This is a genomic window from Vibrio sp. VP6 (genome assembly GCF_028823755.1).
In the GTDB taxonomy this organism is placed as follows: domain Bacteria; phylum Pseudomonadota; class Gammaproteobacteria; order Enterobacterales; family Vibrionaceae; genus Vibrio; species Vibrio parahaemolyticus.
In genome coordinates this window covers 19019-33472 of the sequence record NZ_JAPEID010000003.1, presented here as the reverse complement: position 1 = coordinate 33472, position 14454 = coordinate 19019, and the positions used below count along the sequence as shown (strand labels likewise).

At 45.7% G+C, this 14454-nt stretch carries 14 protein-coding genes; 7 read left to right on the top strand and 7 right to left on the bottom strand.

The annotated features are described in order from the left end of the window. Positions 1 to 45: 45 nt before the first annotated feature. Entirely contained in the window at positions 46 to 951 is a 906-nt protein-coding gene (locus tag OU793_RS02645; protein WP_005462364.1) for a manganese-dependent inorganic pyrophosphatase, read from the bottom strand. Positions 952 to 1145: 194 nt separating this feature from the next. On the opposite strand from OU793_RS02645, the gene OU793_RS02640 reads away from it, so the two are divergent. Continuing rightward, positions 1146 to 2360: a putative manganese transporter gene (locus OU793_RS02640; RefSeq protein ID WP_005478915.1), complete on the top strand. Its 1215-nt coding sequence runs from the start codon at positions 1146 to 1148 to the stop codon at positions 2358 to 2360. A gap of 86 nt (positions 2361 to 2446) precedes the next feature. Here the strand turns inward: OU793_RS02640 and OU793_RS02635 are convergent, their stop codons facing one another. The 4 genes from OU793_RS02635 to torE form a co-directional block, all read right to left on the bottom strand. Beyond that, positions 2447 to 4186, bottom strand: coding sequence for a glycoside hydrolase family 36 protein (locus OU793_RS02635; protein ID WP_159408091.1), 1740 nt, complete (start codon positions 4184 to 4186; stop codon positions 2447 to 2449). Between the two features lie 244 nt (positions 4187 to 4430). After that, positions 4431 to 6893: a trimethylamine-N-oxide reductase TorA gene (gene torA / locus OU793_RS02630; protein WP_005462326.1), complete on the bottom strand. Its 2463-nt coding sequence runs from the start codon at positions 6891 to 6893 to the stop codon at positions 4431 to 4433. 24 nt (positions 6894 to 6917) lie between these two features. Further along, complete coding sequence (torC, locus tag OU793_RS02625) at positions 6918 to 8102, bottom strand: pentaheme c-type cytochrome TorC (RefSeq protein WP_005462368.1); 1185 nt, start codon at positions 8100 to 8102, stop codon at positions 6918 to 6920. Between the two features lie 50 nt (positions 8103 to 8152). Then, the gene (torE, locus tag OU793_RS02620; protein ID WP_005450728.1) at positions 8153 to 8332 is read right to left on the bottom strand and encodes a trimethylamine N-oxide reductase system protein TorE; all 180 of its coding nucleotides are present in this window, start codon (positions 8330 to 8332) and stop codon (positions 8153 to 8155) included. Between the two features lie 461 nt (positions 8333 to 8793). Between torE and OU793_RS02615 the strand changes: the two genes are divergently transcribed. Both OU793_RS02615 and OU793_RS02610 read left to right on the top strand, forming a co-directional pair. Next, entirely contained in the window at positions 8794 to 9606 is an 813-nt protein-coding gene (locus OU793_RS02615) for an ABC transporter permease (RefSeq protein WP_140103893.1), read from the top strand. A 237-nt stretch (positions 9607 to 9843) separates the two neighbouring features. After that, complete coding sequence (locus OU793_RS02610) at positions 9844 to 9981, top strand: hypothetical protein (RefSeq protein ID WP_005478877.1); 138 nt, start codon at positions 9844 to 9846, stop codon at positions 9979 to 9981. A 72-nt stretch (positions 9982 to 10053) separates the two neighbouring features. On the opposite strand, the gene focA is transcribed toward OU793_RS02610, so the two are convergent. Further along, positions 10054 to 10914 carry a formate transporter FocA gene (gene focA, locus OU793_RS02605; protein ID WP_005462425.1) on the bottom strand — a complete coding sequence of 287 codons (861 nt, stop codon included), beginning with the start codon at positions 10912 to 10914 and terminating at the stop codon, positions 10054 to 10056. A gap of 299 nt (positions 10915 to 11213) precedes the next feature. Here focA and OU793_RS02600 point away from each other — a divergent pair, with 299 nt between their 5' ends. Then, positions 11214 to 11450 carry a TIGR02647 family protein gene (locus OU793_RS02600; RefSeq protein ID WP_005462432.1) on the top strand — a complete coding sequence of 79 codons (237 nt, stop codon included), beginning with the start codon at positions 11214 to 11216 and terminating at the stop codon, positions 11448 to 11450. Positions 11451 to 11534: 84 nt separating this feature from the next. Here OU793_RS02600 and OU793_RS02595 read toward each other — a convergent pair whose 3' ends face one another. Next, positions 11535 to 11957 carry a PACE efflux transporter gene (locus OU793_RS02595; protein WP_005495699.1) on the bottom strand — a complete coding sequence of 141 codons (423 nt, stop codon included), beginning with the start codon at positions 11955 to 11957 and terminating at the stop codon, positions 11535 to 11537. 88 nt (positions 11958 to 12045) lie between these two features. Between OU793_RS02595 and OU793_RS02590 the strand changes: the two genes are divergently transcribed. Genes OU793_RS02590 through OU793_RS02580 form a run of 3 tightly spaced genes read left to right on the top strand, consistent with a single transcriptional unit; the run spans position 12046 to position 14401 of the window. After that, complete coding sequence (locus OU793_RS02590) at positions 12046 to 12930, top strand: LysR family transcriptional regulator (protein WP_021453146.1); 885 nt, start codon at positions 12046 to 12048, stop codon at positions 12928 to 12930. 8 nt (positions 12931 to 12938) lie between these two features. Continuing rightward, positions 12939 to 13766 carry an NAD(P)H-binding protein gene (locus tag OU793_RS02585; RefSeq protein WP_021453909.1) on the top strand — a complete coding sequence of 276 codons (828 nt, stop codon included), beginning with the start codon at positions 12939 to 12941 and terminating at the stop codon, positions 13764 to 13766. Then, positions 13763 to 14401 carry a YdcF family protein gene (locus OU793_RS02580; protein WP_005462434.1) on the top strand — a complete coding sequence of 213 codons (639 nt, stop codon included), beginning with the start codon at positions 13763 to 13765 and terminating at the stop codon, positions 14399 to 14401. Before OU793_RS02585 ends, OU793_RS02580 begins: the two co-directional genes overlap by 4 nt. Positions 14402 to 14454: the final 53 nt, after the last annotated feature.

The following is a 14454-nucleotide window of genomic DNA, read 5'->3' as shown; positions in this document are numbered from 1 at the left end:
CCGCAGCTAAGCGGGCATTTACAGTATATGCTGGTAATAGTGAAATTACGCTAGCTCAGTTTGAAGCCAAGGCCAACCTTGCTTCTTACGGCTTAGTGTATTTTCCATCATTAGCATGCCGTCTTTCTCGTGCTTAACAAGTTTCTCAGCCCACTCACCTTTGTATAGAAGACGAGTTTGAGCAGTTGTGATGTCTGTTAGCATAACAGCAGCGAACGCTAGGTTATCTTTCTCACAACGAGATTCTAGGTCTGCTTCTAGTGCTTCGATCATACCGTCAACTTGCTCAAGAGTTGCAAGTTCAACCTGACCAACCACTACGTCACGACCGTTGAATGGGTAACCTTTAAGGTCCTTTTCAACGAGTTGAGCCGCAGATAGACCTTCGATGTTTGTCTTAGCAATTAGAAGATCTTTCGTGAATGCATCCACATCTTGTACGTCAGCGATTGCAGCTAGCTCAGCAACAGCATCTTTGTCTTTTTGTGTACAAGTTGGAGAAGCGAAGCCTACTGTGTCAGATAGGATTGCTGACATCATTAGCTTAGCGATTTGAGGCTTGATCTCGTGACCTTCAATCTTGAACATGTTGAATAGTACTGTGTTAGTACAGCCAACAGGCCAGATCCATGCTTCCATTGGGTTCACTGTCATCACGTCACCTAGACGGTGGTGGTCAACGATACCCGCAATTTCAGCTTCAGCGATGTCGTCTGGTGCTTGCGCTAGATCTGAGTAGTCTACTAGCCAAACGGTTTCACCCGCTACTGAAGTGCGAAGTTCTGGAACTTCTGCGCCAGCTACTTCAAGAATGTGCTGAGTTTCACGGTTGATTTCGCCCTGACGAATTGGCATTGCTTCAACGCCACGCGCCTTTAGAAGTTCTGTTGCAACTAGTGCACTACAAATACTGTCACTGTCTGGGTTCTTATGACCTACAACTAGAATCATGTTTCTTCCTATCCAAGTCAATTTGATACGCTTCCGAACAATGGCACGGTGTGCCGTGGAAGCTGTTTGCTCACAAAGGCCGATACTTTACCTGATTTGAGGGAATTTGACACGAAGAAAAGTTCACAACCCTATTGCGAATAAATCTCATTTACATATAATGATAATTATTACCATTTGCATTTGAGTTAACGATGAACGCGACCCGATTTTTGCACTCCGCACAGCAGCTATTTCAGCCAACTCAGTTCCAGTTAGCTTATAAGCGACTGCTTATCCCCATTATCATGCTTGTCTTATTAGCGAATGAGAACACCCGAGAGATCACAGTGACCACGCTTTCCGATTCTTTCTGGGCAGTATCTTGTTATGTCGCAGCAACCTTGGCGATTTATCATTACCTCTCCAACTTTATGTCGAAGACGAATCGCATCACTCAACTCTATCATCGCTCTCGTCATCATCAGGTGTTTTTTGCAGCCCTACTCGGTGCGCTTCCGGGCTGTGGCGGAGCTATTGTTGTTACGACTCAATTTATTAGTGGACGAGTAGGATTTGGCGCAATCGTAGCCGTACTAACATCAACCATGGGCGATGCGGCATTCTTGTTACTCGCGGCAAAACCGTCCGTCGGCGTTGGCGTCGTCGCACTTGGCATTGTGGTAGGTACGGTTTCGGGTTTGATCGTCAACGCATTTCATCCTGATGATTTTCTACGCCCCGAGCCAAAGCAAGCGAGCGCTCACCACCATTGTTGTCAGCATCAAAGCGAGCGATACACACCTTTAGAGCAACGTGCGATTAATCTTCAAGGCGCATTCTGGAAGTGGTTGATAGTCCCTGCGAGCATGGTGGCCGTAATGACCTCATTCCAAGTGGATATCAATCAGCTACTGAATTTGAGTCCAAGTAGCATTGAATGGTTAGGAGCGATATTTGCGGTGGTCTCCATGTCGTTGTGGGCAATGACAAAAGAGTTGGGAGATTATCAATCGACGGTGTCAGAAGATGAAAAAATCGTTGATTCACACCCGATTCAAAAAGCAGCTCAAGACACCAACTTTGTCAGCGCGTGGGTTATCGTGGCGTTTCTTGCGTTTGAATTAACGACCTATTTTTCAGGCGTTGATTTGGCTGCTACCTTTTCAAATTGGGGCATCTGGATGCCATTGGCTGGCTTAGCCATCGGTATGCTACCAGGCTGCGGCCCACAGATTCTCGTCACCAGTTTGTACATTACTGGTGCCGCACCATTATCCGCGCAGATTGCGAATGCGATTTCTAACGATGGAGATGCACTGTTCCCCGCGATTGCCATGGCTCCCAAAGCGGCATTGATGGCAACGGTCTATTCTTCTATCCCTGCATTCATTGTGGGCTATGGCTATTACTTTATGTTTGAGTTTTAGTTATTCCGCTCTCAAAAAAGAACGCGTAAAAACAAGAAAAGAGCCCAAGTGGCTCTTTTCGTTTAATACATCGTTTTCAATGACCTTTACGCGGTCACTATTGCTTTGGCATTCAGACCTCTATCGACACTCACTAGAAGCAACTGACAAGGATCTTGGTTGAGCTTTTCTCCGGTCCAATAGTCATACCAATCAACGGGCTGATCCGCTGTGAGAGTAAATTCAGTCGCATTATGATTCGCGTAATTGAACAAACAATGTAGATCATTCTTGTCCGTCAGTTTCAAAAAAGCATGGCTCAAACTTAACGCCGTGAACTTAGCAGATTCTTGGCTGCGTCGTTGTCGCAACATCAATTTCGCCAAGGTTTTACTCGCAAATGGCGTGATTTCCGGGAGAGGGTCGCCAGACAAAAGCAATCCGCCAGAAGCCAATAATACGGTACGGTGAAACTCGTAGTCTTCACGTGATGCTGCTTGATTAGCAAGAGAAGTAAACGTCGCGCAGTCTGGGTCAATTTGCCACAACTTACGGTGCTGCCAACTACGAAAAAACGTCTCTTTAGCGATCTGTTCAAAACGGTTGCTATGACGCTCGACGTCATCAGACACGCGCATCGCATCCACCAGCCCCAAAGATGGCCACATTGGCGCGTTGCAGCCAAGCAACCACGCGTCTCCTGCGCCTCTGGCGATCGCCTCCATCCCTAATCGATACGCTTCGACACCCGTAATACCAGACTGACTACGTTTTCCTTTTAGTGTTCCCCAGTAGTTTGCATCGAGCTTAAACAGCTCTACGCCCCACTCTAGCCTCATCACTGACACAACGTGCGTTAGATGATCTTGCACTTCTGGGTTGGACGTATCGAGAATATACCAAGGCGTGCAACGCCAGCCGCCGTAGGTAACATCTTCGGCTTTAAGGAACTGACCGTCAGGATGACGAACAAACCATTCAGGATGTTGCTTAAAGACCTCAGATTCTGGCTGCGCTATGAAAGGAGCCATCCAAATCGCCGGCCTTTTGCCTTTTGCGCGAATGTTTTGAATCAGCTCCTTCACACCGCCAGAGAATTTATCCGACGGCGTAAGCCAATCCCCCATGAACGCTTGATAGCCATCATCCAGAAGTACCCATTCTAGGTCTTCGAGCTTGTCTTGCATGCAATCAACATTTTCTAAAACATTTTGCTCGGTCACATCGGCATAGTACGCATACCAAGAACACCAGCCTATCGGTGCATCCTGCGTGACACCGCTGCGAATAGGATGATGCGCGGCAATCATCTCGCTGAACTCTTGATACAGATCGGATAGCGAGTTGCCAGTTAAAATCGTAATGGACTCAAGTTGATTGTGTTCCCAATCCGCCACTTGCGTGTGTTCGCCATCGATTGCAGCGGTCAGTATCCACTGTCCATTTCGCTGTTGTATATCAAAGTATCCAGCAAATCGACAGCACGTCGTGAAGCCAAACAAGGTGTAACCAGCAGAATCCTCAATCACTAGATAGTTGTAGTAACGCTTGGGGGCATGTTGCGAGTACACACGGTATGGGGGAATGTTGTCGGGGCAGCGACCTATTTCAATAGGATGCGTGATCGTTCCTGACGTTTGCGCCAACATTTGAAAACCATCACCAATCACGTTGGCTTCGTGCTCGTATAAAAACGGCATTTCGAACAGCACTTCACGGTCAGTAAAGGTTTTGTTGTGAAGCCCAGAGAAGGAGAAATGGGCCTGATTACCAATCACATCCACGTGCAGATCGTTATCGATGATCGTCATTTCGGAATGGTTGGCTAACTGAATGGTCTGAGCCATATTGCATCTACTCACTGATTATTATTGTTTTGTGTCCAATTGACCCCACGATGCTTGGTTGCGCGTGAAGCCTTTTGAATATGACTTCATTATCCTGTGAATGATGCGAGCAATTCGTTATTTTCGTCACGAATCCATGCACTCTGACGCTCAAAAACGGTTATTGAGATAACGCTCACTGAAATTTTGGTTAAAAAAATACCAGCCCGAAGGCTGGTATTTCGATTTATGCAAATTGCACTAATTAAGCAACTTCGATTGGACCACCGAATGAAGTTACTGGCGGTACTTTGCCTGTGAACTTCTCGAAGTCTACGATACATGTGTTCGCAGAAGTCGCTTGAGCAAGCTCAGAAGAACCGATGTCCTGCGTTAGCGTATTAGGGTCACCGTAAGTACAGATTGCGCCTTCTTTCTCGTTTAGAGGGCCGTACCATGCACCTTCTTCGATACGGATAACGCCACGTGGGTAGCTGTCAGTTAGAACAGCACCAGCTAGTAGCTGACCGCGGCCGTTGAATACGCGTACCAAGTCACCGTCTTTAATGCCTTTTGCTTTTGCATCGATTGGGTTGATGTAAACAGGCTCACGACCTTGCACCGCGTATGTCGCGCGGAACTCTTCAGACTCACACATTTGAGAGTGCAGACGCTTGTCTGGGTGACAAGACTGCAACCAGAATGGGTATTTGTCTGAACCAGGGCCACCGTGTGAACGCTCTGATTTTTCGAACCACATTGGGTGCTCTTGACAGTGTTCGTAACCGTAACGGCCGATCTTACGTGATGTAATCTCGATGAAGCCAGACGGTGTACCTAGAGGGTTAAGCTCAGGGTCTTTACGGAAGTCCGCGTGACGAACCCAAGGTTTACCTTCACCGAAGTCTAGTACGCTCTTCTCCCAGAACTCATTGAATTCTGGCATTTCGAACTTACCTTCGTTCGCTTTCTTACAATCGTTGTATAGGCTTTCGATCCACTCCATCTCGCTCATACCACGAGTGTATTCTTCGCGGCGACCAAAACGCTGAGTTAGTTCACTCATGATTTGGAAGTCAGGCTTAGATTGGAACAATGGATCGACGAGACGATGCATCGCGATCAGACCTTTGTTCGAGTATGAACCGTACACGTCGATGTCGTTACGTTCCCATTGCGTACACGCAGGTAGAACGATGTCAGAGAAACGACATGTTGCAGTCCAAGCAAACTCGATCGTTACAACCGTTTGAAGTTTGCGGAACGCTTTCTTCATGCGGTTACGATCTTGATGGTGGTGCCATGGGTTACAACCCGAGATAACCATCATCTTGAAGTCTGGCAGTTTCACTTTACCGCCGTTGTAGTTGATCTCTTTGCCTGGCTCAAGCAGACAGTCGATCCAACGTGCAACTGGGATAGTACGGCTGTAACCGTTAAAGTCGTTGTTGTCCCACTTCGGCTTCATACCTTGGTCAAGGTTACGAGGGAAGCCACCAGGGCCAGCGAAACCAGTAGAAGGCACCCCGATACTTGAGTAGTGGTGACCGTAAGAGATACCACCGCCAGGTAGACCGATTTGACCAACCATTGCCGCAACCACAGCCGCCGCCCAGTATGGCTGCTCACCATGCTCTTGACGCTGGATACACCAACCCATCAGGATCTGTGTACGGCCGCTTACTAGCATGCGTGCGAATTCACGAATCTTGTCCGCTTTCACGCCACAGATAGCCGCTGCCCATTCTGGTGTCTTCTCTACTTTGTCTTTTGTCTTACCTTGAACGTATTGGATGAACTCTTCAAAGCCTAGACAGTAAGTATCAATGAACTTCTTGTCGTACAGGTTTTCGTTGTACAGGACATGAGCCACAGCCAGCATGAACGCTACGTCTGTCATCGGGTTGATGTACAGGTGATCGTTCTCTAGGTAGCGTTGCGTTTTGTTCTTAACTGGGTCAACAGACAGAACGTTGATCTCGCCTTTCGCTACTTTTTCTTTTAGCTCTGCAAGGTACTTGAATGATTCGTGAGTTTCACAGTTCCAACCTACTTGTAGGTTTTTCACTGGGTCGTTTGCCCACAGAATGATGTTGTCTGAGTTCTCAAGGATTTCAGACCAAGACGTACCTTGTGCGTAAACTTCAGTTGAACCAAGTACGTAAGGCATGATGGTTTGACCTGCACCAGTCGAGTAGTCGCCTACTTTAGTGATGAAGTTACCGTGCATACCTACTGCACGTTGCATGTGCGCGGTACAGTTGTTGAATGAACCTGTTTGGTTCCAACCAGTTTGACCAGCATGCAGAGCCCAAGGACCGTATTCTTTTTGAACACGTTCTAGCTCACGGTAGAACAAGTCTAGAGCTTCATCCCAAGTCACACGGATGAAACGGTTGTTACCACGAGTATCCGCGCTGTATTTATGTTTCTTCAACCAATCTAGACGAACCATTGGGTAACGAACACGTGAAGGGCTGTAGATAATACCCTTGATGCCGTTCAACATTTCTGTTGGGTTTTTGTCTAGTTCTAGCGGTTTGATCTCTTGAACTTTACCCGCGTAGATGTGGGCGCGGAACGCGCCCCAGTGTGAGCCTGTTACTTTCCAAGTACCAGTCGACTCAGCTGCGTTTGCAGAAGCTGACGCCAATAAGCTTGGACCGATAACTGACGCTGCACTTGTGGTTGCTACACCTTTAAGAAAACTTCTTCGTGTAATAGCCATTTAAATTACTCCAATCCGCGCTTATTAGTGGTGGCCTTCAGCATAATCTGAAGAGTGCTTCTGTAGATATTTCAAGATCAGTGCTTCACTGTCTGTATCTAGGTTAACGAACGCAAGCATGCCGTCGAACATACCTGGCCAGGTGTTCGCATCGAAGTGCGCTTCAGCTGGTTGTGTATGACATACAGAACAGTTTGTTTTGTATGCTTCTTTCGATTTTTCCCATACAGGGTTGATATCGTTCAGCATAGACTCTTTCTTGATCCATACTTTCGCTGCCACTTTCTCCCAAGGAAGACCAGTCAGCTCGTCCACTCGTTTTTCACCAGTCGTAACGATGTTGCTGTCTGTAGACGCTTCTTTAAGTAGAGACGCAGTTGCAATGTTCTTACCGAAATCTTCTTGAATTACGCGACCAAAGCCTTTCGCTTTACGCCAGCCGTCAATTTCGATTTCGATGAAGTCACCTTTATCTTCCAGAACTTTTACTGTTGATGCAGGGTTTAGAAGACCCGCTTCTTTCGCGCCTTGCGCGTCAAAGTAAATTGGAAGGTGACGAATACTTACGAGCTCTTGACCTACTGCGTAGTCAGTACCTGATGTCATTTGCTCTAGATCACCCACGATGCCGCCGATGCTATCCATACCTGCTGGTAGGTTGTGCGCGATACCTTTGTGACAGTCAACACAGCTTTGATCTTTTTCTGCCGCTTGCTTCATCTGGATACGAGCGGTTGGAGACATTTGCTCGAAGTCCATAGACTCGTAGTTGTGACAGTTTTTACACTCTAGAGATTTGTTTGCAGAGAAACGATCCCATTCGTGTTTAGCAAGTTCGATACGACGCTCTTCGAAAACGCCAGGTTCAGAGTAGTTGCCAAAAACTTGCGCAAATACTTCTTTAGAAGCCTGCATTTTACGAGCGATTTTGTCAGTCCAGTTGTGAGGAACGTGACAGTCAGGACAAGTAGCACGAACACCAGAGTGGTTTTTCCAGTGAACCGTGTCTTGCAGCTCAACGTATACGTTGTCACGCATGGTGTGACAGCTAATACAGAATTCTTCAGTGTTGGTTGCTTCTAGCGCGGTGTTAAATCCACCCCAGAAAATAACACCAGCGATGAAACCGCCCATAGTCAGCACGCCAAGGCTGATATGAACTGCCGGGCGCGTCATCGTACGCCACAGTTTAATGATTAATGATTTCATTATTTGCTCTCTTAAAATCTTTTCAAAAGTGTGGTTGTGAGCTCACTGGCTTACATGCCGTGTGCGCCTGGAGGACCAAAGAAGAACACTTGTAGTGCCCAAACGATAAATCCGTAGCCGCCTACGAAAGCCACACTCAGAATTGGGAAGAGAACAACTGCAATGAAGAGGAAAGACTTCCACTCCAGTGAGCGTTTTTCGCCACTCTCAATTTTATTAACATCACTCATACATTTGCCTATTTTGTATCTAGTGTTATTGAAAAGCCCGTGTAACCAAGCTTAAGTTTTTACAATCTCTAATTGAAAATGTTAGACCATACTAATAGTAAGGTTCAATCAAATAACTCCCTTCACGCCTTGTAATTCAACACTTTTTTGAGCTCATCCGGAGTTGTGTGGGATTGATATTATTTATTAAAAAACATGAACAGATATGAAAAAATAAGTCTTTTAAAACCTTGTTAAACTTACAACATTTACAAAACATAAATTACATTTGAGCGGTAAAATTCGTGCCGAAAAATTACTCAAACTCCTGAGAAAGATAATGACTTGTAAACAAAATGATAAAAAACATTTTACAAAACCTCTCGCAATTTCCACCATGAAAAAAGCAAAAATTACCCATTGAGATTCATATAGAGAATGGGGTTGGTTACAATTCTAAGCGGCAATTTCAAGGAGTGATTATGAACAGTGTGGTGGACATTAGTTGGGCAAAATTAGCGGCTTTCAGTTTGATTCTGTTAGTGCCATTTGCGATCAATGCACGCTATAGATTAGGCATCGCGAAAGATGCATCAATCAGCGTTGTGCGTATGACTTTACAGCTCGTTCTGATCGGGGTTTATCTTGAATATCTCTTTCAATTAAACAGCTTGATCATCAACTTACTTTGGCTTGCGATTATGCTCGTCGTAGGAGCTAGTTCCATAGCAGGGAAAGCACGTTTACCGAAAAAGCCGCTCATGTTGCCACTTCTAACTGGGCTTGTATGTGGCTTGTTTCCATTACTAATTGCGATCACCGCTGGCTTGGTGCGTCCTACTCCGCTTTACAATGCGCAATATATGATCCCATTGGCAGGCATGCTGTTAGGCAATAGTCTGAGCAGTAATATCATCGCGCTACAAAACTTATTCTCTGCTTTTGAAGAGCGTAAATCTGAGTACGAAGCTGCCATCTCACTGGGTGCCGCCCCTAAATACGCTTCCTTTCCTTTCGTTCAGGAGGCTCTGAGAAAATCGTTAGCGCCAACGCTAGCCTCAATGACCACGATGGGCCTTGTCACACTTCCTGGTATGATGACGGGGCAAATCCTAGGGGGCGCAAGCCCATTGGTTGCTATTAAATATCAACTGGTCATCATGCTAGCTATTTTTGTCATGATGAGCGTCTCTGTTGCCATCACACTTGAAATGACATTGAGCTTTGTACAAACAAAAGAAGGCCGTGTTACGGTCAAAGGACGCCCAGTTGATGGAATGAAGCGAGGTCAGTAATTGGCCACATAACCCCCTAATTTTATGAAATTTTCTGGATCTTCAGAGATACTCACGATCTTTGATACAGGTTATCCACAGAAAATGTGGATAAGCCACCAAAAGATATACGCAACCAGAAACATAGCCACATTTCTGAGTCTCCTGTCTTATCAACATGCAATGGTCACATTTTAGTCAACTCAATGACATCTTCGGCTTCTACATTGTGCTTAGAGACAAAATGGAGCAGATATCATGGACGTATTGATCATGGCGGAAAAACACGATGAGTTACTGTCTGACTTGCCGGTTGAATGGCTTGTGCAAGAGCCAAAAGAGATCACTTCTCACTGGTTGCCAAACGAGTTTGGAATCAATGAAGAGCTGATTTAGAAAGCACTTTCACCCAAATACGACGTACAAAAAAGGCGAGCTACCTAGCTCGCCTTTCTCTTTCTTTGGGCTCTATCGCAGATGCTTGTCTTCATCACGTAGATAGATCATCCAGTACCACATACCGACGAACACACCGCCGCCGATGATGTTACCGATCGTGACTGGGATAAGGTTGTTAACGATAAAGCCCATCATGTTCAAGTCCGCATAATTTGCGATATCAGCACCTGTCATTTGCCAGAAGGCTTCTGGCGCAAAGTATTTGATACCAATAGCCATTGGAACTTGGAACATGTTCGCAATACAGTGCTCAAAACCAGCGGAGACGAACATCGCTACTGGCAAAATCATTACCGCGATTTTGTCTGTTAATGTACGGCCACTGAATGTCATCCAAACCGCAATACAAACTAACACGTTACACATGATGCCAAGTGCAACCGCCGCAAAAAAACCATGGTGCAATTTATGTTGTGAAATGGCCATGGCATTCAAACCAACTTGACCGTGATCGAACATGTATTGCTTTGTCACCAACATACACGCCACCAGCAAAATAGCGCCAACCATATTGCCGAAATAAACCACAAACCAGTTTTTAACCAGCGTTTTCCATGAAATTTTGCCACTCGCACGCGCAACTAGAGTCAGAACCGAACTGGTAAATAGCTCGCCACCTGTAACCACCACCAAAATCAAACCAAGGCTAAATGCTAGACCGCCAATGAGTCGTGTGATGCCCCAAGGCAGATCGCCCGCGCCTGTCGTTACTGTGGTATAGAAAATGAAAGCAATACCAATATGAAGCCCCGCAGAAATGGCGAGCAGAAAAGATTTGATTGGAGCTTTCGTTGCTTTGCCTACACCTACTTCGGCGGCACGTTCAGCAGCCTGAGGTGGCAATAAAGAGTCAAACTGATTGAAGTTCATGGAAGTGTAACATTTAGAAACAATTAAAGAGGCGCGGATAATCGCTCCATTTCCTGACTTTTTCAAGGGCTATTTTTCATGTTTACTAAAAATGTTGTTGGTGAGACGGGAATCGATAAAACTCAACTATAGTTTGTTGTCTGAACTATCATTGATATTAAACAAGATACTCAGCGTTCGAACAAAAATTCCACGTTATATCAGTCTGATAGCAATGCAGTTAACACTTCTTGTTGTTTTGTGTTGCTCAACACTGGTTTTAAGACTAGCTTGGATAAAAAAGCGCAAAGGAATTATCTATGAAATATTCAGCTGAACACATCGCCGAACTGAACCTTCTTCTTCAATTCGATTTAAGCAGTGCAGCGACAGGCATTAAAGTCCATTCAGATGCCTCAGAAGAGATGCAAGCAGCAGTTGCGCGTCTTTACCAAAAGCAATTGTGTACGCAACCTGATGGTGGTTATCTAACCGACGAAGGCATTGAAGTTGCAGAACACGCAGACAAAATCTTACGCGTACTTTCTGCAGAATAACTACCGCCCACTGACCAATAAAGCCACCGAAATACGGTGGCTTTTTTCTAGTTAATCCAATCGCATTTGGGGAATCTCACTCGGCTACACCAGTAACTTTCTCATTTTCCCAAACGGTTGAACTTTATCGTACAACCAGTTAAAGCCTGTGGCGTAAAACAAGAAGAAGACTAGAAACCCTGCTTCGAGCATCAATGCTTGAAGGAGCGTAATCTCCAAGAACCATGCGATCACAGGTATAGAAATAAAGATCAACCCGCCTTCAAACCCAACGGTGTGACCAAGGCGCATAGCTAAACTTCTGTCTGCTCGGTTGCTGCCAAACCACTTATCGAAGTACAAGTTGTAAATGTAGTTCCAAACTACGGTGTACAAACTCAAACCGATCCCTACTAACGCCAAATCACTTGAACCTTTGCCTGTGATCAACGCAGCTGCAGGCACGATGATCGCTAACGCCATCAATTCAAAAAGTACTGCGTGGAAAATTCGTTCGTTACGAGTCATGATTATCTACCCATTTGTTCTACTCAATGACTGAAATTTTATCTATGATTGAGATAATAAAAAGTTAGATACCATCGGTAAAAACGATATGTTTACTATCGAACAATTGCAGGCGTTTGTTGCCACATCCGAATCCGGCTCATTTTCCGCAGCAGCGAGAAAGTTAGGTCGAGCCCAATCCGTGATAAGCCAACACATTATGAACATGGAACTCGACTGTGGTGTCGATCTGTTTGATCGCTCCGGCCGTTATCCCAAACTGACCGAGAACGGCCATGCTCTGATGCCTTACGCGCAAGCGGCGATCAGTCAACTCGACCGATTAAACAATAAAGCGACTCAGCTCTTTTCTGCGCAGGCGAGCGAGCTTGTTCTCGCGATTGATGAAGGGATTCCGCTGACTCGATTACCGGATGTGCTTAAAAACCTAGAGCAACAATTTCCGCAACTACAAGTCGAATGTTTAACGGCATCTAGCCCAGACATTATTGAACTGGTGAAATCTGAACGTGCGACCACCGGAATTATTCTGAGCGATCTGCAAATGCCTAGGCATATCGATTTCACCAATCTTGGTAATATCGCATTCGATGTGTATGTCTCTTCCGCTCACCCATTAGCGGCTCAGCGAATTACCCATATCGATCAACTCAAACAATATCGCCAACTGGTGATACGCTCAAAGAGTGCAGAGCCAGGTAGCCTCAACCAAGCATTGAGCCCAGATATCTGGTACGCTGATAACTACTACATTTTGTTGGAATTAGCGAACAAAGGGTTTGGATGGTGCTTCCTACCGGAGCACTTAGTCGCAGACTCACCAAACACGTTAAAAAAAGTTGGGGATGATTTCACAAAGCTGGCTTGGCAAGTCAATGTTGACCTGATTCAGCATCAAAAATGGCATTCTGATCCCCTCCATCAACAAGCCAAAGCAGAGCTCATTACTCTCTTTGAGCAAACAGTTAAGTAGGATAAACAATGGCAAACACATTGATTGTAGGTGCAGGTTGGCTTGGTACTCCACTAGCGCAAGCCTTGTTAGTCGAGGGACATGATGTAGTTATTACACGTCGTAGCCAAGCTCGGTTAGATGAACGGCCATCCACTATTGCTAACGCCGCCTTGCTTGATCTCAACGATGAAAACGCAGAGCAAAAACTGGATGAAATAATTCAGTCGAATCATATTGAGCGTATTGTTGGTGCGTTTCCACCTGGGTTTCGTAGAGGATCTGGTCGAGAGTATGCGCAGCAATGGTCAACGTTAGTTAAAGCGGCAAAACAGCATGCGATAGAAAAGCTCGTCATGATCAGCTCTACAACGGTCTACCCTAATTTACCAACGGATATGAAAGAAGAATCCGCATCGCTCGCTCTCGCGCAAACCCACCCTCACTTTTCTGACAATGCGAAAATCATGCTCGAAGCGGAGCAATCCGTTATCGACTCTGGCATAAACTACGCCATCTTACGTTGCAGTGGTTTGATTGGCCCAGACAGACACCCCGCTCGCTTTGCCATACGCCTAAAACAAGTCAGCCGTAAAGCCCCAGCCAACATGCTTCATCAAAGTGACGCAGTCGCTGTGGCACAATTTGCATTGGATCACCTGAGTAATCAGATCATTAATGTCACAACGCCTCACACCGTGAGCAAAGCTGAGTTTTACCAAGCAGCAATCACCAAAAGTGGCGCAGAGATTTCGCTACCTCCCGTTACAGAAGATGCCGATAAACGCATTTTAGCGGACAAACTGGTTTCACTTGGGTATCAATTCCGATTCAATTCAACGCTGGATGCACTATGAAGTTATATCAACATATAGAAACGCTTTGGGATTACATGCAGCTAAAACAGGATTTAAAGCCTGCCGACTGCTTGTTTGTTATGTGCAGTAACGACGTGCGAGTTGCTGAGCACGCCGCTGCGCTTTACCACCAAAAACTCGCACCATTGATTGTGTTCTCCGGTGGTGAAGGCCGTTTTACGGATGGGTTGTTTGAAAAAAGTGAAGCCGAAACATTTGCAGACATTGCGCGTTTAGCTGGCGTACCAAGCGATGCCATTTTAGTAGAAACACGTTCAACCAATAGTGGAGAAAACGTCCGTTTCACCGAGCAGTTATTAAAAGAGAAAGGCATCCAATGCGAATCTATTATTTTAGTGCAAAAGCCATTTATGGAACGCCGCGCCATCGCTACGTTTGAGAAGCAATGGCAATCGCCCTACTCGCAAGTGCAAGTCAGTTCTACCGCTCATCCATTCTTCGAATACATCAACGAAGACATGCCGCTAATGATGGTGTTAGAAGCGCTGATGGAAGATTTTTCCCGCGTCAAAAGCTATCCCGAAAAAGGATTTCAAACTAAGCAGGACATTCCAAAGCAAGTGGATTCATCTTATCAAGTCTTGTTAGAGCGATTCGGTTTTGATCTCGTCTGAACGAAATGAACAATTAAAAAGCCACCGAATTCGGTGGCTTTTCTGTACTGCTT